Raw genomic sequence first — 25,389 nt, 5'->3', positions numbered from 1 at the left:
TTTAGCTAAAAGGAAATTTCTAATCCCTCAGAATACAATAATGAAGGTGAAGTCTGATTGGAGGCGGTGGATGATGGTGTTTTTTCTGATTACGCTGACGCGATACATAGATGCCAGCCATACTTAACAATAGTAATACAGCCCACGAATGGAAAAATGGCTCTATTGTTAATGGAGGAACAGATATTAATGATTTAGCGCTTAATTCACAGGTAGAGAGTGAATAAGTATGATCTGTTGCGCTCTTCTCATCAGTAATTGGTGTTGATAGTGGGTATTGTGTTTGAGCAACAGCCATCGCTAAGCGCTCACTAATGACGTGGGCACCTAATGAACGCTGAACAATGCAACTCAAGATCAGCAAAACTGTTATCACCACTAGCCAGCGACCTGACCGCCAATTACTCATAGATGTTCCTCATCAATATGACACGCTATCTTAATAGTAATCTACAGACAAACAACTCCTTAAGACAAACTTTACAAATCCATACTTATTCTATTTTTCGCATTATCTCAAATATTCATCTTTAACCTTTATTTCTATAAGGTTTCTACTACAATAATTTTAAATATTGAAAACAACTTCCAAAAAAACAATCAACCACATTTGATTTCATTCTTTTATTGAGAGATACCTCTCGTATTTCATAAATTGCACTTCCCAACGGTATGTTATTTGTTCTATCTATTAACATTATCAAAACAAATTAAAACAAAAAAGCAACACAAAGCAAAACACAAATATCATTTATCACCACGACAGGAGTTATTATGCGCATGCGTAAACTAGCATTATCGTTAATGATCTTAGGGGCTGCAGGAGCTGTGCAGGCAGAAGAACTCACTGGAACCTTAAAGAAAATCAATGATAACGATATTATTATCGTTGGACATCGGGAATCCTCTGTTCCTTTCTCTTACTATGATAACCAACAAAAAGTGGTTGGTTATTCTCAAGACTATTCCAATCTGATTGTACAAGCAGTAAAAGACAAAATAGGCAAACCTAACCTGCAAGTTCGCCTGATCCCTATTACCTCTCAGAATCGCATTCCATTATTACAAAATGGTACATTTGATTTTGAGTGTGGCTCAACAACCAACAATGAAGCTCGTCAACAACAAGCTAGCTTCTCTAATACTATTTTTATCGTAGGTACACGTTTACTGGCGAAAAAAGACAGTGGAATTAAAGATTTTGCTGACTTGTCAGGTAAAAACGTAGTCGTAACATCAGGAACAACGTCTGAAATGTTACTTAACAAATTAAATGACGAGAAAAAGATGAATATGCGCATTATCAGCGCAAAAGATCATGGAGACTCGTTCCGTACACTTGAGTCCGGCCGTGCTGTTGCCTTTATGATGGATGACGCATTACTGGCTGGTGAGCGTGCTAAAGCGAAAAAACCAGGTCTATGGGAAATTGTAGGAACCCCACAATCTGAAGAAGCTTATGGTTGTATGTTGCGTAAAGACGATGCTCAATTCAAAGCATTAATCGATGAAACTATCGCTAACGCACAAAAATCAGGTGAAGCAGAAAAATCGTTCAATCGCTGGTTCAATGCACCGATCCCACCTAAAAATCTTAACTTAGAATTCACTATCTCTGATGAAATGAAGGCCTTATTTGCATCACCAAATGATAAGGCACTGAACTAAAAATACATAAGAAGTTGATGCAAACAAATAATTATAAAGTATCTGTTGGACAGACAGATCAGTGAAGTTTGGGGCAGTCGTTCCCTGCCCCTCTTTTTTTCACCGGAGGTGAAATCATGTCGATTGATTGGGATTGGGGGATATTCTTCCAAGAAGCCCCTTTCGGAAACACCACATACTTAGGATGGCTGATTTCTGGCTTCCAAGTCACTATTGCCTTATCTCTATGCGCTTGGGTTATTGCCTTTCTTGTTGGTTCTTTATTCGGAATTTTACGCACTGTCCCTAATCGTTGGCTTTCAAGCTTAGGTACTGTTTATGTTGAGTTATTCCGTAACGTACCACTTATTGTTCAATTCTTTACGTGGTATCTCGTCATTCCTGAACTATTACCTCAATCTATTGGCGACTGGTTTAAAATGGACTTAGCGCCAAATGTGCAATTTTTTGTCTCTTCAGCACTCTGCTTAGGTTTATTTACCGCAGCGCGTATGTGTGAACAAGTCAGAGCTGCAATAAACTCATTGCCCCGTGGTCAAAAAGCCGCAGGCTTAGCATTGGGCTTAACCTTACCTCAAACTTATCGTTATGTTTTATTACCCAATGCATATCGAGTCATTATTCCACCAATGACCTCCGAAATGCTTAATCTCGTGAAAAACTCAGCGATTGCCTCTACTATCGGACTTATTGATATGGCAGCACAAGCGAATAAACTCCTCGATTATTCAGCGAAAGCGTATGAGTCATTCACAGCAATTACCCTCGCCTATGTTTTTATCAACGTCATCATTATGTTACTCATGAGTTGGCTTGAAAAACGTGTGCGTTTACCTGGCACAACAGGAGGTCAATAATGTACGAATTTGACTGGAGTTCTGTTGTTCCAAGCCTACCATTTCTAGTCGATGGTATGGCAATCACTTTAAAAATCACTATCACCGCTATAGTAGTTGGTATTTTATGGGGAACGGTACTTGCTGTTATGCGCCTTTCTACGTTTAAACCTATTAGTTGGTTTGCGGCCGCTTACGTTAATACCTTTCGTTCAATCCCATTAGTCATGGTATTACTGTGGTTTTATTTAATTGTGCCTAACATATTACAAAATGTTCTAGGACTTTCACCAAAAAGTGATATCCGTTTAATTTCGGCAATGATAGCGTTCTCATTATTTGAAGCTGCGTACTACTCTGAAATTATAAGGGCAGGTATTCAAAGTGTTAGTAAAGGACAATTTTCTGCCTCACTTGCATTAGGTATGACCAAATCACAAACAATGCGTTTAGTGATCTTACCTCAAGCCTTTCGAGCCATGATCCCGCTTTTACTGACTCAAGGAATTGTCTTGTTCCAAGATACGTCCTTAGTTTACGTATTAAGTCTCACTGACTTTTTCAGAACGGCGGCAAATATTGGTGAACGCGATGGTACACAAGTTGAAATGATCCTCTTTGCTGGTTTTGTTTATTTTGTCATTAGCTTCGCTGCTTCAATGTTAGTGAACTTTCTTAAAAAAAGGACTACCTAGATGATTTCCCTAAAAGATGTATCCAAATGGTATGGTCAGTTTCAAGTACTGACTGAATGTTCCACTGAAGTTAAAAAGGGGGAAGTTGTTGTTGTCTGTGGACCTTCTGGCTCAGGTAAATCAACACTGATTAAAACAGTGAATGGTCTAGAACCAATACAGCAAGGTGAGATACTTGTTAATGAAATCAAAGTAAATGATAAGCATACCGATCTTGCTAAATTACGAGCAAAAGTAGGTATGGTATTCCAACATTTTGAACTCTTTCCCCATCTCTCTATTATTGAAAATCTTACACTCGCACAAGTTAAAGTGCTTAATAGAGAGAAAGGCGCTGCAAAAGAAAAAGGCTTAAAGTTATTAGAACGTGTAGGTCTATCCAGTCATGCGAACAAATACCCAGCTCAACTTTCTGGTGGTCAACAACAGCGTGTCGCCATTGCTCGTGCTTTATGTATGGATCCTATTGCAATGTTATTTGATGAACCTACATCCGCACTTGATCCTGAAATGATTAATGAAGTCCTTGATGTAATGGTAGAGCTTGCAAATGAAGGTATGACGATGATGGTAGTGACCCATGAAATGGGTTTTGCTAAAAAGGTTGCTGACCGTATTATTTTTATGGATGAAGGTCGAATAGTGGAAGATAGACCTAAAAATGACTTTTTTGATAATCCAAAATCAGCACGAGCCAAAGATTTCCTCGCTAAAATTCTGCATTAATCGCTGCATCTCCTCTGCTGGCGTGCTTTTTTAGCACGTCAGCCCAAAATAATAATTTCGATTAACCTCGCAACTAAATATCAAAAAAACTTATTTTCTCGCAATATCAAAATTATTTTTTCAGAAAATACGCATTTATTCTCTTTTTGCTTTAACTCTTTTCAAGATATCTCGCAATTGTCTTGAAAAAGTTATGCAAACAGTGGCTTTCATTAAGATCAATAGTTGTGGCTATTAGACAAAATCAGCTATGCTATGCAAGTCTTAATTTCATAATAGCGGTTACCCTCCGGTAGCCATTAATTCACCATAGGATTATCGGTGCCATGCAAGAACAATATCGTCCCGAAGATATAGAGCAAACTATCCAGGAACACTGGGAAAAGAACAACACATTTAAAGTGACAGAAGATAATAACAAAGAAAAATATTACTGCCTGTCAATGCTACCTTATCCTTCTGGCCGACTACACATGGGACACGTCCGTAACTACACCATTGGTGACGTGATTTCCCGTTATCAACGAATGCAAGGTAAAAACGTCTTACAACCTATTGGTTGGGATGCATTTGGCTTACCTGCAGAAGGTGCCGCTGTAAAAAATAATACCGCGCCAGCGCCGTGGACTTACGAAAATATCAATTACATGAAAAACCAGTTAAAAAAACTGGGTTTTGGTTACGATTGGGATCGTGAAGTCACTACTTGTACACCAGAATATTATCGTTGGGAACAGTGGTTCTTTACTAAGTTATATGAAAAAGGCTTAGTGTATAAAAAGACCTCCGCCGTTAACTGGTGCCCACATGATTTAACCGTATTAGCTAACGAACAGGTTATTGACGGCTGTTGCTGGCGTTGTGATACCCCTGTAGAACGTAAAGAAATTCCACAGTGGTTTATCAAAATTACCGATTACGCTGAAGAACTGTTAAACGATTTAGATACGTTAGATGAGTGGCCAGAACAAGTTAAGACCATGCAACGTAACTGGATTGGTCGTTCAGAAGGTGTCGAAATTAAATTTGATGTGGCCGACAGCGACGACACAATGACCGTTTATACAACGCGTCCTGATACATTTATGGGCGTCACTTATGTTGCAGTTGCAGCAGGCCACCCATTAGCGCAAAAAGCTGCTCAAAATAACCCTGAAGTTCAGCACTTCATTGATGAATGCCGTAACATGAAAATGGCAGAAGCCGATATGGCAACAATGGAGAAAAAAGGGATTGCAACGGGTCTTTATGCTATCCATCCATTAACTAAAGAGAAAGTAGCTATTTGGGTTGCTAACTTTGTATTAATGGAATACGGCACAGGTGCTGTAATGGCGGTTCCGGGTCATGATGAACGTGACTGGGAATTTGCAACTAAATACAATTTACCAATTAAAGCTGTTATTGCGGATGCTGAAGGTAATCAACCTGACTTATCTGAAGGCGCATTAACCGAGAAAAATAGCCTGATTAACTCTGGTGAATTCTCTGGATTAGACAACCAAGCTGGCTTTAACGCAATTGCAGATAAACTAGCACAAATGGGTGTTGGTGAGCGTAAAGTTAACTACCGTTTACGTGACTGGGGTGTATCTCGTCAACGTTACTGGGGCGCGCCAATTCCAATGGCTACCTTAGAAGACGGTACAGTTGTTCCTGTTCCTGAAGATCAACTGCCCGTTATCCTTCCAGAAGATGTAAAAATGGATGGGATAACCAGTCCAATTAAAGCTGATCCTGAGTGGGCAAAAACCACCATTAATGGTCAGCCAGCACTGCGTGAAACAGATACTTTTGACACCTTTATGGAATCATCTTGGTATTACGCTCGTTATACCTGCCCTGATTACGATAAAGGCATGTTAGATCCAAAAGCAGCTAACTATTGGTTACCTGTTGACTGGTATATTGGTGGTATTGAACACGCCATCATGCACTTAATGTATTTCCGCTTCTTCCATAAACTGATGCGTGATGCCGGTTTAGTGAACTCTGATGAACCAGCAAAACGTTTACTGTGTCAAGGTATGGTATTAGCTGATGCGTTCTATTACACCGGTGAAGATGGTGCTCGTCATTGGGTATCTCCTGCTGAAGCTATCGTTGAACGTGATGAGAAAAACCGCATCATAAAAGCGACTGACGGTGAAGGACATGAGCTGACTTATGCTGGCATGAGCAAAATGTCTAAATCTAAAAATAACGGTATTGACCCACAAACGATGGTTGAACGTTATGGCGCAGATACCGTCCGTTTATTTATGATGTTTGCCGCTCCACCAGAATTAACACTTGAATGGCAAGAGTCTAGTGTTGAAGGTGCAAATCGTTTCTTACGTCGTTTATGGCGTTTAGTTCATGAACATACACAAAAAGGAGCGACACAGTCACTTGATCTTTCTGCACTGACAGAAGAACAAAAAGATTTGCGTCGTGACTTACATAAAACAATTGCAAAAGTATCTGATGACGTAGGTCGTCGTTTAGCCTTTAACACCGCGATTGCAGCCATCATGGAGTTAATGAATAAATTAACTCGTGCAAGTCAAGATACAGAGCAAGATCGTGCATTAATGCAAGAAGCATTAGAAGCCATCGTTCGTATGCTTTCTCCAATCATTCCTCACGCTTGTTTTGTTATGTGGCAGGCATTAGGTGGAAAAGAGGACGTTGATGTTGCACCATGGCCGGTTGCTGATGAAGAAGCAATGATCGATGATACCAAGCTAATAATCGTTCAAGTGAATGGTAAAGTGCGTGGTCGAGTCACTGTTCCGGCTAATTCAGAAAAAGAATATGTTCAGGAAATGGCGACAAAAGAGTACAGTGTTGCTAAATACTTGGAAAATGTGACTATTCGTAAAATCATTTATGTTCCAGGAAAATTACTGAACATCGTTGTTGGCTGATAAGGAGGCCTAGTGCGATATCTATTTTCGCTATTTTTCGGTTTAGCGGTGTTAATCACCGCTGGCTGCGGTTTTCACTTACAAGGGAAAACTCAGGTTCCAGCAGAATTAAAAACGCTTTATCTTAGCTCTGGTGACCCTTATGGCCCATTATCTCGTGTAATGCGTCAACAACTCAGACTTAGTGATGTTCAGCTTGTTGAAAATCCAACAGCAGATATCCCTATTCTCAAAATTGTCGGTTCGTCAGAGAGTACAGAGACCGTTTCTGTGTATCAAGACGGTAAATCAGCAGAACGTCAGCTAACATTTGTGCTAGATGCGCAAGTGATTATGCCTGATGGAACGATTTACCCAATTTCATCACAGGTTTCACGCCCATTCTTCGATAACCCATTAGAAGCACTCGCAAAAGATGCTGAAAATGACATTATCAAGCAAGAGATGCGTGAACAAGCGACAGCAATATTAGTGCGTAAATTATTGGTTGTTCACAATGCTGAACGCCAAAAAGCTGCACAAGCTGAGCAAGCAAAACAGATAATCTCTCCGGCCAAATGATCCGCTTATATCCAGAACAACTGAATGCGCAGCTCCAAGAGGGGCTGCGCCAAAGTTATCTACTCTGGGGTAATGAACCTCTGTTACTCCAAGAGTCTCAAGATGCCATCCAATCTGTTGCTAAAGCCCAAGGATTTATTGAACACTATCAATTTACTCTTGATAATAATACGGACTGGAATGAAATTTACTCACTTTGTCAATCGCTAAGCCTTTTTTCTCAAAAGCAATCTCTTTTGCTGCATTTGCCTGAAAATGGCCCCAATGCAGCCATGTCAGAGAAACTCACAAGGTTATCTCAAGAGTTACATCAAGATTTATTGTTGATTTTACGTGGCAATAAACTCACTAAGGCTCAAGAAAACAGTGAATGGTTTAAAACATTAAGCCAGAATGGAACGTATATTTCTTGTCTGACGCCTGAACTTGATAAATTACCTAATTGGGTTGCTCGTCGAGCAAAACAAAAAGGATTAGCGCTGGATGAACAAGGTAACCAACTACTTTGCTACTGCTATGAAGGTAATTTGCTCGCATTAGCACAAGCGATAGAGCGTCTTTCCCTACTTTACCCTGACGGTAAATTGACATTACCTAGAGTAGAAGCGGCCGTTAATGACGCGTCACATTTTACCCCTTATCACTGGGTCGATGCATTACTGACAGGAAAAACACAACGTGCATGGCATATCTTGCAACAACTCAAAAGAGAAGATTCTGAACCTGTTATTTTACTTAGAACTTTACAACGTGAGTTAATGCAGTTGATTACACTACATCGTGAATCTAAAACAGCTTCGTTAAAAACGATTTTTGATAAGCATCGAATTTGGCAAAACAGGCGCCCAATATTCACAGCAGCACTACAGCGTTTATCCGAGCATCAATTGCTAACGGCAATACGGTTATTAGCCAGTATCGAAATGACCATCAAACAAGATTATGGTCAAACTGTTTGGCCATCTCTTAACGCGTTAGGCTTATTGCTTTGTGGGAAAGCATTACCAGAAGGATTTGTAAATCATGCCTAAAAATAATGATCCTACACCTTTAATTAATCAAGCTATCGCCTTATACGGTGGCACATTTGATCCAATTCATTATGGGCATTTACGTCCTGTTGAAGCACTTTCAGGATTAATTGGCTTAAAAGAAGTGGTATGGCTACCCAATAATATTCCCCCTCATCGCCCTCAACCAGAGGCATCTTCTCAACAACGACTTGAGATGGTGCGACTTGCTCTTGAACCCTATTCCTCTTTTAAAGTGGATACCCGTGAGCTTGAGAAGCCAACACCTTCTTATACTATTGAGACCTTAAGAGACTTTAGGCTAGAAATTGGCGATAAACAACCTTTAGCCTTTATTATTGGCCAAGATTCATTACTTTCAATTAATACATGGCATCAGTGGGATGAACTATTGGATGTATGCCATTTGTTAGTTTGTGCTCGCCCTGGTTATCAAACTCATTTCGAGTCAGCCCAAATGCAAACTTGGCTAACCCAGCATCAGACAAAACAGCAAGAAGATATTCACTGCCTACCTTCTGGCAAAATTTTTCTGGCCGATACACCTCTTTATAATATTTCAGCAACAGATATTCGGGCTCGTCATAAAGCGGGATTAGACTGCCATGATTTACTACCAAATGCGGTTGAAAACTATATCCGCCAACACCAACTCTATAAATAATTTATTATTTCTAAAGTTGTTCTCTGAGATAATCAAAAGCTTGCGGATAAGGTGAGAAGTAGCGTTGATGAATCAAATAATCATCAGGATAAACACTTAGCCAATATTGAAGTAAATTATAAGGCTTGGAAAAAGGCACAACACCTTGACGATATAGCAAAATTGTCTGTGCCAGTTCTTGTTTTTGTTGTGAGTTTAGATTTCGCTTAAAATACCCTGCCATATGCATTAACGCATTAGTTTGCCCTTCTCTATTCGCTGCAACACTGAATGCCTTCATTAGCTTTTCCAGATATTTCGATGCAACTTCTTCAATGGGAATGGCATCAGAAAAATTAGCAATATCACGCCCCAATTCTCGATAAGCTGCTAGTGAATAAGCCATAATTAAATATTTGTATCGGCTATGAAATTTAACTAAAGCCCCTTTAGTTAATGATTGATTAACCTGTTGTTGGTAATCAAACAGTGTGAAAAATTGGGTAAGAAAATGATCAAAAACAATAGGCTGTAAAAGTTGGTCAATATTTAATTGAGGTAAAGTAAAATTCACGGGTGAGATAAGGCTGTCTCCTTTTTTTCCAATATAACCATAAAGTGGCAACAGGTTATCTCTATTTTGAGCCTCTATCTGCATAATGCCTATTTTTTCTGCCTGAACAGTATCGCAAAGCAAAGCTAACTTTTCTTGCAATTGGTGATTGGTATTACTCATAATTTCTGAAGATATCCCGAGATAATTCACTTTTCTTTCCATTCTTTTTCTCTCAAATTAAAAAGTCTGAGCATTACACCGTATAATCTGAACACAACAAAGTAAAACACACCTAATTAGGTGTTTGATGAGCATTGACAGACGAGGTTTAGCTGTTATTCTCACCCTCTGTTCCCTTAAGGGAACTGTAAGGTAAAACTGTCGTCTAAATGGAAAAGTTCTTATCTGCCTTCTTTTTGTTATTTATTATGACGCAGTTAATGGACATATATGAATTTTTCTAAATCAAACGTCGAAAAACAAGAAAATGAGATTTATGTTCTTGTTATTGCTAACTGGAATTAATCATCCAGTAAAATAGATTTATTGGTATAAATTCCTTTAAAATAGCATTCATATTCTAAATAATTTGAGGCGCAGTTAGACAACAATTGAAGTAAGTCGCTAGGAATATACCCAAGTATATAACTAGTGCGAATAAATGTAGTCAACAACGCTGCAACTTAAAGTATCACGAGTATGTTATTTTTCGGTTGAATTAACTCATTAGATTAAAGGTGATCCTTTTGCAAGGTTCTGAATTACAGCAATTTATTATTGATAAACTTGAAGATTCTAAAGCTCAAGACATTATTGCATTAGATGTCCGCGGAAAATCAAGTGTAACTGATTACATGATTATTTGTACGGGTACATCAAGCAGACACCTGATGTCTGTTGCAGATAACCTCGTTGATGATTGCCGCGAAGCGGGATTACAACCGTTAGGTGTTGAAGGACAAGGCGTTTCTGACTGGATTGTCGTTGATCTTGGTGAAGCCATGGTACACGTCATGCAAGAAGATAGTCGCCGTATGTATGAACTTGAAAAACTCTGGAGCTGAGTTTGAAATTACAGCTCATTGCCGTTGGTACAAAAATGCCGGACTGGATACAGACCGGCTTTATGGATTATCTTAATCGATTCCCCAAAGATATGCCTTTAGAACTTATCGAGATCCCCGCAGGCAAGCGTGGAAAGAATGCAGATATCAAACGTATTCTCGAAAAAGAAGGTGAACAAATGTTAGCTGCAGTAGGTAAAGGGAATCGTATCGTCACTCTCGATATTCCTGGCGCTCGCTGGGATACGCCAAAACTTGCAGAACAACTTGATCGATGGAAGCTTGATGGTAGAAATGTCAGCTTACTCATTGGCGGCCCTGAAGGATTAGCACCTGCTTGTAAAGCTGCAGCTGAACAAAGCTGGTCTTTATCTCCTTTAACCATGCCACATCCCCTTGTTCGTGTCGTGGTTGCAGAAAGCCTTTATCGAGCATGGAGCATTACCACAAACCATCCTTATCATCGTGAATAATCAATAAATTGGCGGGTCAGTAAGTGAAGTCAAATGGGATGAAAAGAAAAAAACGTACCCCGTTTCGAGATTATACTGCGGAATCAAAGCTATTTATCCGTCGTGTGATTGTCGCATTTTCAGTAATTATTATATTGAGTGGTATTTTGGTTTTTAACCTCAATCACTTACAAATCACTCGCCATGACGATTATCAAACACGTTCAAATGATAACCGAATTAAATTAGTACCGATTGCGCCCAGCAGAGGCATTATTTACGACCGCAATGGTATCCCTCTTGCGCTCAATCGTACTATCTATCAATTAGAAGTTGTGCCTGAAAAGGTAGCAAACTTACAAGAAACACTTGAAAGTTTGAGAGATGTTGTTGACTTAACTGATGAAGATATTGCTGCATTTGAAAAAGAGCGCAAACGCTCACGCCGATTTAGCTCTATAGCCTTAAAAACAACATTAAGCCAAGTACAAGTCGCTCGTTTCGCAATCAATCAATATCGCTATCCTGGTTTAGAAATTAAAGGTTATCAGCGTCGTTATTATCCTTATGGCTCAGCATTAACGCATGTGATTGGTTATGTTGCGAAAATTAACGATAAAGATGTTGAACGCCTTGATAAAGAAGGTTTATCACCTAACTATGCAGCGACTCACGATATCGGCAAGTTAGGCATCGAACGTTATTATGAGTCTGTTTTACATGGCACAACGGGCTATGAGGAAGTTGAAGTTAATAGCCGTGGTCGAGTTATTCGCCAATTACACGAGCAGCCTCCACAAGCCGGTAAAGATATCTATCTTACCATCGACCTTGAACTGCAAACCTATATTGAAGAATTACTCACCACAAGCCGAGCGGCGGTTGTAGTAACCGACCCTCGCAATGGTGAAATTTTAGCGCTTGTATCAAACCCTAGTTATGATCCTAACTTATTTGTCGGTGGAATTTCGAATACCGATTATCAAGGGTTACTAAATAACCCAGATAGGCCACTGATCAACCGTACAACCCAAGGTCTTTATCCGCCAGCATCAACCGTGAAACCATTTATGTCTGTTGCGGCATTAAGCGAAGGTGTAATCACAGCCAATACAACAATTCATGATCCCGGCTGGTGGCAACTTCCTGGCTCTGAAAAACGTTATCGAGATTGGAAACGTTGGGGACATGGAAAACTTAATGTGACCAAATCTATCGTAGAGTCTGCGGATACCTTCTTCTACCAAGTTGCTTATGATATGGGGATTGATCGCATATCAACTTGGATGAGTCGCTTTGGTTATGGTGAATATACAGGTATTGATTTATCTGAAGAGCGTAATGGGATCATGCCAACACGTGAATGGAAACAGCAACGTTATAAAAAACCTTGGTATCAAGGTGACACGATCCCTGTAGGAATTGGACAAGGCTATTGGACAGCAACGCCCATTCAAATGGCGAAAGCTTTAATGACATTAATTAATGACGGCCAAGTTAAAACTCCTCACCTGCTTTATGGTACAAAACTTGGCAATGAAATGTTGCCTTATGTTGATAAGGAAACACGCCAAATTGGTGATATCAACTCAGGTTATTGGGAATTAGCAAAACACGGTATGTATGGTGTGGCTAACTTCCCAAATGGTACAGGCCGCCGAAGTTTTGCTGATGCACCTTATAAAGTAGCTGCAAAATCGGGAACAGCACAGGTGTTTAGTTACGAAACCTACAATGCGAGCCAATTGGCTGAACATCTTCGTGACCACAAATTGATGATTGCCTTTGCGCCTTACGATAACCCAACCATAGCCATCTCTATTATCCTAGAAAATGGTGGTGCTGGCCCTTCTGTTGGTGATATTACAAGACAAATTCTTGACCACATTCTCCTTGGTGATAACAACACAGTATTGCCAGCTTCTCCACCCGCACCGCGTGGTTCAGAGGAATAATACTTATGACTGAAAATAACAAGAAAAAATCCTTCTGGACACGGATCCATATCGACCCTTTATTCTTGCTCTGTATTATTGCTTTATTAGGATACAGCGCATTTATTATGTGGAGTGCCAGTGGACAAGATCCAGAAATGATGCAACGTAAGTTAGGGCAGATTGCAATGGGTTTTATGATCATGATAGTCATGGCTCAAATCCCACCACGAGTCTATGAAAGCTGGGCTCCACATCTCTATTTCTTCTGTGTTATTTTACTTATTCTTGTTGATGTCTTTGGTCAAATCAGTAAAGGGGCTCAACGTTGGCTAGATTTAGGCATTGTGCGTTTTCAACCTTCAGAAATCGCTAAAATAGCCGTGCCTTTAATGGTCGCTCGATTTATGAATCGCGATGTGTGCCCTCCAACATTGCGTAATACTGCTATTGCTCTAGTAATTATTTTTGTGCCAACTTTATTAGTCGCAGCACAGCCTGACTTAGGAACCTCTATTCTTGTTGCCGCATCGGGTTTATTTGTTCTTTTTCTTGCGGGAATGAGTTGGCGCCTTATCACTGTAGCCATAGTTCTTGTTGCTGCTTTTATCCCCATACTCTGGTTTTTCCTTATGCATGATTACCAACAAGCTAGGGTAATGATGCTACTTGATCCTGAATCTGATCCACTCGGCGCCGGATATCATATTATCCAATCTAAAATTGCCATTGGTTCTGGCGGATTACATGGAAAAGGATGGTTACAAGGCACGCAATCTCAATTAGAATTCTTACCTGAGCGCCATACAGACTTTATTTTTGCTGTATTGGCTGAAGAACTCGGATTAATTGGTGTTTTGATACTGCTAGCTCTTTATATACTCTTAATTGCGCGAGGCCTTTACCTTGCAACGAAAGCACAAAATACATTTGGTAGAGTAATGATTGGCGGATTAATGCTAATCTTCTTTGTCTATGTCTTTGTCAACATAGGAATGGTGAGTGGTATTCTTCCTGTTGTCGGTGTTCCGTTACCGCTAATGAGTTATGGGGGCTCAGCCCTAATTGTCTTAATGGCAGGATTTGGCATTGTTATGTCTATTCATACACACCGAAAACTATTATCGAAAAGTTTATAATGAGGTTTCTATGCGTCTGCAATGGGTTTTGGTAGGTATCAGTGCATTGCTACTTTCAGGATGTGTTATTGATAAGCCGAACACGAATAAACAGCCTGCACCATTACCCAATGTGCCAGCTCAACGTGTTCTTGGTGCTGAACCTCGTTACGAGCCTTATCACCCAACAGCAAATCAAGATTACCGAAAAAATGGTGTGATCTATCGTATTGTGACTGATCCTGCAAACTTTAGTGAGCGAGGAGAGGCTATCGTTTATGATAGCTTAGCGATGAGTCGTTTAACGACTATTGGTGAACGTGTCAATCCCTATGAATTTGCGGCTGCACATCCTACATTACCCATTCCAAGTTATGTAAAAATTACAAACTTACTCAATGGGCGCACAATGGTTGTACGTATTAACGACCGTGGCCCTTACGTTAATGGAAAACAAATTCAAGTCACTCCAGCGGTTTCTGATAGCTTACGTTTAATGCCGACAACCCCATTACTTATTGAAGGGATTGTTGTTGATCAAACTGGCCATATGAGTGGTATTGGTACGCATGGTGCGCAAATAGAAAAGAAGACAACGGCATTACCTGAGCGCCCTAATTTTAATGCTCAACCAGCTGCGCCTGCGCCATTAACAACATCAACGCCTACCAACAACAATATGCCAGTTGAGTCACCTGCTCCAACTCCAGTTCCAGCAAAAACACCAACTCCAGTGCTAGTTCCAACGCCAGCAGAGACGGAAACAAAAGCGTCAAAACCAGTATTATCGGCAAACTCCATAGCACAAGGTTTTTATGTCCAAGTCAGTGCTTTAAGTAACGAAAATAATGCACAGTTTTGGCTCAATGATTTATCGTCATTATTTAACACACAAGGTGTGATAAATAAAACAGATGGATTATATAAAGTGCAACTCGGCCCTTATTCATCTAAAGAGCAAGCTGAAACGATAAAAAACAAGCTAAAACAAGTTAAAAATATCGCTGGGTTTATTATTACCCAATAAAAGATAATGTTACGTAAAATTCTTTTTATATCAGCAAATTCAAGCGTAGAATCATCCGGATTTGCTGATATTTTATTTATCGGTTCCTATTTTTCCCTGAATTTTGGATAAAACAAACAGAATGAAACAGATACTCCCAGCAAAACGACTAAGAACCAGCTTATTAAGTGCCACTTTTGCTTTACTCACAGTCAGTCATCAAGGTATTGCAGAAGATTCTCTAAAAACAATGATACCCGCTGTTCCTAGTATCGAAGCCGAATCTTATATTCTGATTGATTATAATTCTGGGAAAGTATTGGCTGAAATGAATGCTGATGTTCGCCGTGATCCTGCAAGTTTAACCAAGATGATGACCAGCTATGTTATTGGTCAATCTATTCGTGCTGGTAAAATATCTAATAGCGATATTGTACCCATTGGTGAAGAAGCATGGGCAACGGGCAATCCTATTTTTCGCGGCTCTTCTTTAATGTTCTTAAAACCAGGTGATCAAGTTACAGTTGCACAGTTAACGCGTGGTATTAACTTACAATCAGGTAATGATGCTTGTGTTGCAATGGCCTCTTATGTTGCAGGAAGCCAAGATACATTTGTGGCGATGATGAACGATTACGTTAAGCGTCTAGGTTTACAAAATACACAGTTCCAAACCGTTCATGGCCTTGATGCCCCAGGACAATACAGCACAGCACGTGATATGGCACTAATCGGTGCTGCATTAATTCGCGATGTACCGGATGAATATGCCATTTATAAAGAAAAAGAGTACACTTACAACAATATCCGCCAAACTAACCGAAATGGCTTGTTGTGGGATACCAGTTTAAACGTTGATGGTATTAAAACAGGTCATACTGCATCCGCAGGCTATAATCTTGTCGCCTCTGCAACTGAAGGCAATATGCGTTTAATTTCTGCAGTTATGGGCGGTCATTCACCTAAAGGTCGTGATGTCGAAAGTAAAAAACTACTTACTTGGGGTTTTCGTTTCTTTGAAACCGTAAAACCATTGCAAGTGGGTAAAGAATTTGCGGCAGAGCCTATCTGGTATGGTGAAACAGATAAAGTACAATTAGGGGTAGATAAAGATGTTTATTTAACTATTCCTCGTGGTCGTTTAAAAGATTTAAAAGCAAGCTATGTTCTTGATAATGTAGAATTACATGCGCCAGTCACTAAAAACCAAGTTGTAGGAACGATTAATTTTCAACTTGATGGACAAGTTATTGAGCAGCGCCCGCTTGTTGTGATGAATGAAGTAAAAGAAGGTGGCTTCTTTAGTCGTATTATCGATTACATCAAATTATTATTCTCACACTGGTTTGGCTAAGACTTGAAAAAGGTAAATGTAACCACATATAACTTACATATAGATATTGGCATAAACACATTTACCATTACCATATTTACCCTAATGACTAGTATCGCATTCCTTATTATGTAGGGAATGCGCTTTTTATTTGCTAAGATTAGGTATAGAAATAAATTATTAAAACAACAGCACCTGTTGTCTTAAGGAATTACATTATGATGAAAACAAAATTAAACGAGCTGTTAGAGTTCCCATGTTCTTTCACTTATAAAGTGATGGGTCATGCAAAACCAGAATTAGTGGATCAAGTTGTTGAAGTCATTCAACGCCATGCTCCTGGTGATTACACTCCTTCAGTGAAACCAAGTAGCAAAGGTAATTACCACTCTGTTTCTATTACCATCAACGCCACTCATATCGACCAAGTAGAAACGTTATATAAAGAATTAGGTGAACTTGAACTGGTACGTATGGTTCTATAATCTCTTTTACTCTCCTCGTATTTATTCTCGAGGAGAGTCGCTTTCCTCTCTTTCTCAACATGTAAGATGCACTCTCGTTTATCTAACTTATTAACTTTCTAATACACCCCATTTTTTTAGAATCACATGTTTAGGACTAGGTGATATCTCATGTTTTTTGGTATAAATATATTTTTTGAACAATAAATAATAATAAAAAGTTATTCAAATAAGCTAAGTTATATCACCTAATTAATTAAGCAAAACCACTTAATTAATTTAACAACAAAAGAGAAGATAATAATTATTTACAGTTTAAAATAATAAAAAATTTAATATTATTAAACAATTAGTATTAGTATTATCACTTATTAATATCATCTTTTTTTGTCTTATTAAGCTTATAAACAATAAACAAAGAATAAACAAATACTCTAATTTTACTCTATATAGTTGTATTTAGTTATATTGTCTTCTACTATTAATCTAGTACGCTTATTTAGAATACTACTCTTCATCATTTATTTGAGTGAAAGACATGAATAATACTTTACTAGACAAATTACGTAAGAAAAAAATATTTTCTTACTTTATAATAGCATCTCAATTTTCATTTCCTATTGCACTATCATTAACACCTACTATTCAATCTTATGCCGCTACGGTAGAAGAAAATAAATTATCAACAAACACAGAAAATAATAACGGGCGATGGCTTGCTCAGCAAACAAGTCAATTAGGGACTATATTATCTAGTGATAACACCCATGATGCTGCTTCACAATACCTAATAAATCAAGCTAATAGCAAAGTTAATAGAGAAATTGAAAATTGGTTTAATCAATATGGTAAAGCTCAAATAAATTTAGGTGTAGATAAGCATTTCACTCTAAAAAACACAGAAGCTAAAGTCATTATTCCTTTTTACGAAACAGACAATTATCTTTTATTTAATCAAACAGCATTCCATCGTAGTTATGATAGAAACCAAGGTAATATAGGCTTTGGTATCCGTAAATTTGATAATACTCAACTCTATGGTTTTAATACGCATTTTGACCACGATTTTTCAGGTAAAAATAGCCGTATAGGGGTTGGTCTTGAATATCGTCGAGATTACTTTTCAATTAGTTCAAATTATTATAATAGAATAACAGGTTGGAAAGACTCAAGTATTGTAAAAGGTTATAATGAACGTCCCGCAAACGGTTGGGATATTAGAACACAAAGTTATCTTCCTGCTTACCCTCAATTAGGTTTTAAAGCCAATTTTGAACAATATTATGGTGATAACGTTGACCTTTTTAATAACACATCAAACTTATCTAAAGATCCATACGCTATCACTGCGGGGCTTAATTACACTCCTTTTCCACTATTAACAATTAATGCTGAACATAAATTAGGTAAAAGCGGTGATAATGATACTCAATTGGGTCTTTCATTTAATTACCAATTCGGTACACCAATTAATGCTCAATTAGATCCAAATAATATAAAACCATTACGTTTACTTGAAAATAGTAAATATGACTTCGTTGATAGAAATAACAATATCGTATTTGATTATCAAGAGCAGTCTTATCTTTCTTTAAAAACACCTGATTTAATAGAAGGTTATAGTAATGAACAAAAGACTGTCACCATTAGTGTAGAATCTAGTGCGGGTCTTGATTACATTGATATTGACGGTAGCCGTTTTCTTCAACACGGCGGTAGAATTATTGAACAAGGTCAAAATAGCTATCTACTCTATTTGCCTTATTATGATCAACAAGAAGGGGCAACAAATACCTATAATATTGTAGCGACAGCATATGATAAAAAAGGTCGGGCTTCCTCATCTGAAACGACTAAAGTTGTTGTTCTAAAAAGTGGTATAGTGCAAAAAGCCACTATCTCAGCAACACCACAAAAAATAGGTATCGATGATACATCAATCGTATCCTTAAGCTTTACAAATAATGATGGTGAGCCCATTGAAGTTGATGATGCAAGTATTATCATGAGTAATAGTGCTAAAGGTGCATTGTCTAAAACACAATACAATGCAAAAGATAAAGTTTATCAAGCTAAATTTATTAGTACAGCTCCTGAGATCGTCCATTTTTACGGCTATTTTAACCAAACCGTTCATCAAGATATTTCCACAACAGTGACTGTAGAAAACCAGACGCCTGTTTATAATCAGCTGACGCTAAAAGCAGATAAAAATGATATTACGCTAGGACAGTCAACAATATTACGACTCACTTTCTTTAATAAAGAGATGCAATCAATAGAAGTTGATAATGCAAATATTTTATTAATAAATAGCGATAAAGGTGAGATCTCAAATACAACGTACGACTCTGCAACAAAACAATATATTGCAACCTTTACTGGTAAAAATGTAGGTGATGCTATTTTCCAACCATCTATAAATAATGAAGTTATTACGGATACCAAAGAGAAAGTTAAAATATCTACATTTAAAAATATTGATTTGACTGCTGCAAATGAAATGTATGTTGGAGATTCATCTAAAGTTATCATGACAATATTGGATGATAATAATCAGCCAATGGAAGCTGATAACGCAGTAATCCAAATTGTCAAAATAGATAACCAAACAGGTAACGGTGTTATCTCCGAGACTACCTATAATGCCGCTGAAAAATATTATTCAGCTCAATTTACTGCAACAGAAACGGGTAAAGTAACCTTCTATCCTTATGTTGCAAATACCCCTTATCCTGATAGTAAAGCTGAAACATCTATTCTTTCTCATTCAGAAAAATATAAGATTGTTTCTTTAAAAGCCACCCCTGAGCAAATTATCCAAAATAGAACCTCTGTTATCACAGCAGAAGTGCAAGATAATAAAGGCCAACCTGTCACAGATAAACCTGTTGAAATCGTTTTAACAACAAATATTGGTTCATTGAGCAACACCACCGCAGTATCAGGGAAACCTGGAGTCTATCAAGCAACCTATACAGGTACACAACCGACAACAGCAACTTTTGGCGTTAGTATTGATGATGTTCAAAACAATGATACTAAAGTAAATGTTGTAGTCTGGGGAATGAATGATTTAAATGCAAAACTTGTTGCAGATAAATCATCATTAGATCTAAAAGAAGCGGATCACAGTACAGTATTAAGACTTTCGTTAACAGATAAAAATAATAATCCATTACCAACAGATGATGCGATTATTTTACAAGAGACATCAAATTACGGCACCTTGTCTAATACTCAAAAAATTAACTCAACCCAATATACTGCGAATTTTGATGCAACTGCGGTGGGTACAGCTAAATTCTTTGTCACTTTAGAAGGAGTACGCTTAAATACCACAGCTGAAATTTCGGTGATTGATAGCTCATCTAAAGTTGATTTAGATAACGCCAGTATTATGTCTGATCCAAACCACATCTATGGAACAAAAGAAGAGCAAGGAAAAAATCCACATTCCCGTAGCCTTGATAACGATTGGCGTACCTCTACCATTACTTTAGATATCAAAGATCAATACGGTAATTTATTCCATCCCAATGTTCCCATTGATATTGTTATCAAAGATACACGTAATGGACGAGTGTCTGATGCCACTGAAGATAAATTAAACCCTGGTCGCTATCAGGTCACCTATACCCCAACAGAAAGGAATACAACATATACGGCAACATTCTATGCCGTTATTAACAATGAGAGACAAAATTCACTTTCAGCAACCGTGGTTGTCGATCCACTAAAGCATGATTTTATCGATGGTGCTAATTTAGTGGCGTCACCAAATAGCATTCCAGTTAGTGATAAATCAGAATTGAGTGTTATTTTCTACAATGATCTCAATGAACCATTTATCCCTACTGAGCCTGTTGAAATTCGTTTAGCATCTGATTCAACAACATTAGGTCAAGTCAGTAAAACTTTACCAGATGGTAAAGCTTTCAAAGCAATATTTACAAGTGAAAATGTAGGTACCGCAAATTTTGAAGTTTTTGTTAATAATCAACCTTATACTAAAGGTAATACGAGTGCTAGCGTTAGGGTAACTGAATTATATAAAGGTAAATTAGGTTCAGATCCTCGCTCAATTCGTATCAAAGAAACTTCAGTGTTATCACTACAAGTGACAGATCATAAGGGGAAGCCTGTCAATGCTGGTAATGACGTACAAATTATTATGCAAAATAGTAACAGTACGGCGAAAGGAAATATCAGCGAAACTATTTATGATGCAAATTTAATGACCTATAAGGCAACCTTTACAGGTACTAAAGAAGGTGAAGCAGATTTTATCCCTGTCATTAATGGTCAAACCTATAATGATATTACCGCAGACGTAATGGTTAAACCTCTGTTTAGCTCAGCCAGTATGGATAAGGAGTCATCTCCTATTACGCTAAACAATACATCTGATGTTTATCTTACATTAAAAGATGCAGATGGTAATTCTCTCCAAACTGATAATGTGTCTATTGCATTAGATACCCCAACTTTAGGAAATCTAACACTGACTAAATGGGATAATGTCAATAAACGCTATGTGGCAACCTTTAAAGGAACCCAGATTGGAATTGCTAACTTTAGTGCTAATGTAGAGAGTAAAAAGGTAGATGGCGTAAGTACCTCTATCGAGGTCAAAGATAGTCCTGATGCATTCTATAATCCAAATTTGACACCGTCACCAAGTGTCATAATCGTAAACAGTACATCAGAAATTACGTTAACACTCCAAGATATAAATGGTTTACCAATAAAAGGTAATAGCGCGACTATTGTACTCGATACACCAGCATTAGGTACATTAACTGAAACATCTTGGGATAGTAAAACAAACGCCTATAAAGCGACTTTTACAGGTAATCAGGTAGGTAAAGCTAATTTCTCAGCAACAATTAATGGGAAAGTTCGCCAAGCTGAAACATCTATTCAAGTTAATCAAGCTTATAATTCAGCAACATTAACGCCTAATCCAAGTAGCATTATTACGGGAGACTCTTCTGATTTAACGCTTGCGCTATTTAATGAATCAGGTGAACCCGTTAGGATCCAAAATGATAATGTCAGTATCAATTTGATTACCCCAAAATTGGGGACATTAGGCTCAACAAGCTTTGATCCAAAGGCGAAAGTCTATAAAGCTAAATTTAATAGTTTTGGATTGGGTACAGCACAATTTAATGTTTCTATAAATGGCATCTTGCGTTCAGATATCACTGCAAATGTTATTATCAAAAAACCTTATGAAAGCGCATCATTAGTTGCAGAACCTGCTTCAATTTATACAGGCAAAACATCACAATTAACTCTTACGTTTAAAGATGCTAACAATAAGCCAATTGAAGTAGAAGGTGCGAAAATTATCTTACTTAATGATGATGATGGACAATTAACTAGTACGACTTATAACAAAACCCAAAAGGTTTATACCGCTACATTTACTGGTACAGTAGCGACTAATGCTAATTTTAATGCCTCTATTAACAATAATGTTGATGAGTCAATTAAGACAACGGTAGAGGTTAAGGATTTATCCTTAGATAATTTTAATTATCAGCTGACCAGTACGCCAAACTCCATTTATATTAATGACCAATCTGTGTTGGAATTTAAAATAACAGATGATAAAGGCACCGCAGTTTACCTTGATGATGTCAGTATTGCTCAATCATCAAATAACCTTTATGGATTACTAGGTAAAACAACCTATAACAGTAAAACGGGTACTTATTCAGCTACTTTTACAGGTAAAAATGTAGGGACTGAGATATTCAATGTGATTATTCAGCAAACTATGCTGAAAAATGTGAGTGCAACGGTCACTGTAAATAAAGTCGTTCCAATAACAGATATTGCTTACATTAACGCCAATAATTATTCATTCGAATTAGATGAAGGGTTCCCAACAACGGGATATCGCAATGCGACATTTAATTTTGTTATGAAAAATGGAACTCGTACCAATGATTATAATTGGTCATCTAATCAACCATGGGTCACTGTAGGTAAAAATAATGGCGAAGTAAGACTCTCTGGTACACCAACGAGTGCGAATAAAACGGTAACAATTACTGCTATTCCTATCGTCGATGGTAAAGGAACTGCATTTAGTTACACATTCACCCCATCTTACTGGTTTACCTTCTATGCAGGTCAAAATATGTCAGCTCCAAGCTCATGGAAAGTGTGTGAAAATAACAACCTAAGTACCTCTCCTGCTAATTTATTAAGTTTAGGACTAAATAATAGAGGTATCGGAACTGTTTTCTCTGAATGGGGTAAAGGTGGTGGATCATTCCAAGCTTGGTCATCAACAACTGAAGGGTCCGATGTTGCCTCAATCAATTTTTCAAATGGTATTATTCAATATGCCGCGGGGCATCACCAATATGAACCTGTCTGTAGAACAGATTTATAATTGGTAACTTTGATTAAGTAAGAGAGTAAATTAAAGTTTATAAGGCCTAATTTCAGTATATTACTGACGTTAGGCCTTTTATCTATTCGAACGAAAATGATCTATTTAGCTTACTATCTAATAATTATATTTTCGTTTGAATTCATAATAATGAATTACACCCCATGTAACACTTTTAAAAAAACGATATGCAATAATCATCATCTCAATCTGGTAGTTCATTTGCTGGGGCGTTATACTGCCCTTCACAATTACGCTACAAATGAAGATTTTCACGGTGCAAGACAAGACAATCATTATTCGCCAATTAGGTGTGAAACCCTATTTACCGGTTTCTGATTCTATGCATCAGTTTACGGAAAAACGGGAAAGTCACACACCTGATGAAATATGGCTCGTTCAACATGAACAGGTTTTTACCCAAGGCCAAGCAGGTAAAGCTGAACACTTATTAAATACAGGAACTATTCCTGTTATTCAGTCTGATCGTGGTGGTCAAGTAACTTATCATGGTCCCGGTCAGCAAGTGATGTATGTTTTAATTGATTTAAAACGCAATCATATCGGTGTTCGTCAACTAGTCACTGCTCTTGAAAACACGGTTATTGATACGCTGGCAGAGTTTAATGTAGAAGCTTATGCTCGCGCTGATGCACCCGGCGTTTATGTAAAAGGTGATAAAATTTGTTCTTTAGGATTACGTATTCGTAAAGGTTGCTCCTTTCATGGACTTGCGCTCAATATCGATATGGATTTATCCCCTTTTGCACGAATAAATCCTTGTGGTTATTCTGATCTCAAAATGACGCAGTTAATTGATTTTGCACCAAATACGTCAACGACACAGGTAGCACCGTTATTAGTTAAGCATTTTTGTACACATCTAGGATTTCAACCACAGCAATAAAAATGCTATAATTTTTTTAACATTTATCATATTTTTTTAAAACCCTGATTACCTCAGTCACATCGTGTTAATCACTCTAGATAACTGGAACTGGCACAATTATGAGTAAACCTATTCAGATGGAACGCGGAGTTAAATATCGCGACGCCGATAAAATGGCACTTATTCCTGTTAAAACAGTCGCTACAGAACGAGAACAACTGCTACGCAAACCTGATTGGATGAAAATAAAACTACCCGCTGACTCAAGTAAAATACAGGGTATCAAAGCAGCAATGCGTAAAAATGGTCTTCATTCGGTCTGTGAAGAAGCCTCTTGCCCTAACCTTGCAGAATGCTTTAACCATGGAACGGCAACCTTTATGATTTTAGGGGCAATCTGTACACGCCGTTGCCCATTCTGCGATGTCGCTCATGGCCGCCCAAATGCGCCCGATCCACAAGAGCCAGAAAAACTCGCTCAAACAATCAAAGATATGGGGTTACGCTACGTCGTAATTACCTCCGTAGACCGTGATGATTTACGTGATGGTGGTGCTCAGCATTTTGCGGATTGTATTACTGCAATTCGAGCAAAAAACCCAACCATCCGTATTGAAACATTAGTTCCTGATTTCCGTGGTCGTATGGATAAAGCACTGGAAATCCTCACGGAAACCCCACCTGATGTCTTCAACCACAACTTAGAGAATGTTCCTCGTGTTTATCGTCAAGTACGTCCAGGCGCTAACTATCAATGGTCATTGACTCTGTTAGAGCGCTTTAAGCAAGCTCACCCAAATATTCCCACCAAATCAGGTTTAATGGTCGGTCTTGGGGAAACCAACGAAGAAATTATTGACGTTATGCGTGATCTGCGTAAACATGGGGTAACGATGCTGACTTTAGGGCAATATTTACAGCCAAGTCGTCATCATCTTCCTGTTCAACGTTACGTCAGTCCTGACGAGTTTGAATATATGAAAGAGCAAGCACTCGCGATGGGCTTTACCCACGCTGCTTGTGGGCCGTTTGTTCGCTCGTCTTATCATGCTGATCTTCAAGCTCAAGGGATTGAGGTTAAATAACAATTAA

The 25,389-nt window shown here is 38.2% G+C and carries 20 protein-coding genes; 18 read left to right on the top strand and 2 right to left on the bottom strand.

Features of this window, described 5'->3' with window-relative positions; translation table 11 throughout:
• Positions 1-19: 19 nt before the first annotated feature.
• Positions 20-409: a metal resistance protein gene (locus DK861_RS15145; protein ID WP_109400664.1), complete on the bottom strand. Its 390-nt coding sequence runs from the start codon at positions 407-409 to the stop codon at positions 20-22.
• 365 nt (positions 410-774) lie between these two features.
• On the opposite strand from DK861_RS15145, the gene DK861_RS15140 reads away from it, so the two are divergent.
• From DK861_RS15140 to nadD, 8 genes are all read left to right on the top strand, one after another.
• Positions 775-1,668: an amino acid ABC transporter substrate-binding protein gene (locus DK861_RS15140; RefSeq protein ID WP_109400663.1), complete on the top strand. Its 894-nt coding sequence runs from the start codon at positions 775-777 to the stop codon at positions 1,666-1,668.
• Positions 1,669-1,784: 116 nt separating this feature from the next.
• The gene (locus tag DK861_RS15135) at positions 1,785-2,525 is read left to right on the top strand and encodes an amino acid ABC transporter permease (RefSeq protein ID WP_072062945.1); all 741 of its coding nucleotides are present in this window, start codon (positions 1,785-1,787) and stop codon (positions 2,523-2,525) included.
• A complete protein-coding gene (gltK, locus tag DK861_RS15130) occupies positions 2,525-3,199 on the top strand; it encodes a glutamate/aspartate ABC transporter permease GltK (protein ID WP_006537724.1) in 675 nt (224 codons plus the stop codon). Before DK861_RS15135 ends, gltK begins: the two co-directional genes overlap by 1 nt.
• Positions 3,200-3,925 carry an amino acid ABC transporter ATP-binding protein gene (locus DK861_RS15125; RefSeq protein ID WP_006537725.1) on the top strand — a complete coding sequence of 242 codons (726 nt, stop codon included), beginning with the start codon at positions 3,200-3,202 and terminating at the stop codon, positions 3,923-3,925.
• Positions 3,926-4,251: 326 nt separating this feature from the next.
• The gene (gene leuS, locus DK861_RS15120) at positions 4,252-6,834 is read left to right on the top strand and encodes a leucine--tRNA ligase (protein ID WP_109400662.1); all 2,583 of its coding nucleotides are present in this window, start codon (positions 4,252-4,254) and stop codon (positions 6,832-6,834) included.
• A gap of 12 nt (positions 6,835-6,846) precedes the next feature.
• Positions 6,847-7,395: an LPS assembly lipoprotein LptE gene (gene lptE / locus DK861_RS15115; protein ID WP_072062948.1), complete on the top strand. Its 549-nt coding sequence runs from the start codon at positions 6,847-6,849 to the stop codon at positions 7,393-7,395.
• On the top strand, positions 7,392-8,426 hold the full coding sequence (gene holA / locus DK861_RS15110) for a DNA polymerase III subunit delta (RefSeq protein WP_109400661.1): 1,035 nt from the start codon (positions 7,392-7,394) through the stop codon (positions 8,424-8,426). Before lptE ends, holA begins: the two co-directional genes overlap by 4 nt.
• Positions 8,419-9,090 (top strand): nicotinate-nucleotide adenylyltransferase, encoded by a 672-nt coding sequence (gene nadD, locus DK861_RS15105; RefSeq protein ID WP_109400660.1) that lies wholly within the window; start codon positions 8,419-8,421, stop codon positions 9,088-9,090. Before holA ends, nadD begins: the two co-directional genes overlap by 8 nt.
• 10 nt (positions 9,091-9,100) lie before the next feature.
• On the opposite strand, the gene DK861_RS15100 is transcribed toward nadD, so the two are convergent.
• Positions 9,101-9,847 (bottom strand): DUF1722 domain-containing protein, encoded by a 747-nt coding sequence (locus tag DK861_RS15100; RefSeq protein ID WP_109400659.1) that lies wholly within the window; start codon positions 9,845-9,847, stop codon positions 9,101-9,103.
• Positions 9,848-10,362: 515 nt separating this feature from the next.
• Between DK861_RS15100 and rsfS the strand changes: the two genes are divergently transcribed.
• The 10 genes from rsfS to lipA all read left to right on the top strand — a co-directional run bounded on the left by rsfS (position 10,363) and on the right by lipA (position 25,382).
• Positions 10,363-10,689 (top strand): ribosome silencing factor, encoded by a 327-nt coding sequence (gene rsfS / locus DK861_RS15095; protein ID WP_006537732.1) that lies wholly within the window; start codon positions 10,363-10,365, stop codon positions 10,687-10,689.
• Between the two features lie 2 nt (positions 10,690-10,691).
• Complete coding sequence (gene rlmH / locus DK861_RS15090) at positions 10,692-11,162, top strand: 23S rRNA (pseudouridine(1915)-N(3))-methyltransferase RlmH (protein WP_004246050.1); 471 nt, start codon at positions 10,692-10,694, stop codon at positions 11,160-11,162.
• 38 nt (positions 11,163-11,200) lie between these two features.
• Positions 11,201-13,096, top strand: a complete 1,896-nt coding sequence (mrdA, locus tag DK861_RS15085; protein WP_109400658.1) for a peptidoglycan DD-transpeptidase MrdA — start codon at positions 11,201-11,203, stop codon at positions 13,094-13,096.
• 5 nt (positions 13,097-13,101) lie between these two features.
• Positions 13,102-14,214: a peptidoglycan glycosyltransferase MrdB gene (gene mrdB / locus DK861_RS15080; protein WP_006537734.1), complete on the top strand. Its 1,113-nt coding sequence runs from the start codon at positions 13,102-13,104 to the stop codon at positions 14,212-14,214.
• A gap of 10 nt (positions 14,215-14,224) precedes the next feature.
• Positions 14,225-15,220: an endolytic peptidoglycan transglycosylase RlpA gene (rlpA, locus tag DK861_RS15075; RefSeq protein ID WP_109400657.1), complete on the top strand. Its 996-nt coding sequence runs from the start codon at positions 14,225-14,227 to the stop codon at positions 15,218-15,220.
• Positions 15,221-15,341: 121 nt separating this feature from the next.
• A complete protein-coding gene (dacA, locus tag DK861_RS15070) occupies positions 15,342-16,553 on the top strand; it encodes a D-alanyl-D-alanine carboxypeptidase DacA (protein ID WP_109400656.1) in 1,212 nt (403 codons plus the stop codon).
• Between the two features lie 200 nt (positions 16,554-16,753).
• Positions 16,754-17,017, top strand: coding sequence for a DUF493 family protein YbeD (gene ybeD, locus DK861_RS15065; RefSeq protein WP_036912266.1), 264 nt, complete (start codon positions 16,754-16,756; stop codon positions 17,015-17,017).
• Positions 17,018-17,534: 517 nt separating this feature from the next.
• On the top strand, positions 17,535-23,408 hold the full coding sequence (locus DK861_RS15060) for an inverse autotransporter beta domain-containing protein (protein ID WP_109400655.1): 5,874 nt from the start codon (positions 17,535-17,537) through the stop codon (positions 23,406-23,408).
• Positions 23,409-23,670: 262 nt separating this feature from the next.
• Entirely contained in the window at positions 23,671-24,315 is a 645-nt protein-coding gene (gene lipB, locus DK861_RS15055; protein ID WP_006537741.1) for a lipoyl(octanoyl) transferase LipB, read from the top strand.
• Positions 24,316-24,416: 101 nt separating this feature from the next.
• Positions 24,417-25,382, top strand: a complete 966-nt coding sequence (gene lipA, locus DK861_RS15050; protein ID WP_109400654.1) for a lipoyl synthase — start codon at positions 24,417-24,419, stop codon at positions 25,380-25,382.
• The last annotated feature ends 7 nt before the right edge of the window (positions 25,383-25,389 follow it).

It is taken from the genome of Proteus sp. TJ1640 (genome assembly GCF_003144445.1).
Classification (GTDB): Bacteria; Pseudomonadota; Gammaproteobacteria; order Enterobacterales; family Enterobacteriaceae; genus Proteus; species Proteus penneri.
This window is presented reverse-complemented; position numbering and strand designations above follow the sequence as displayed.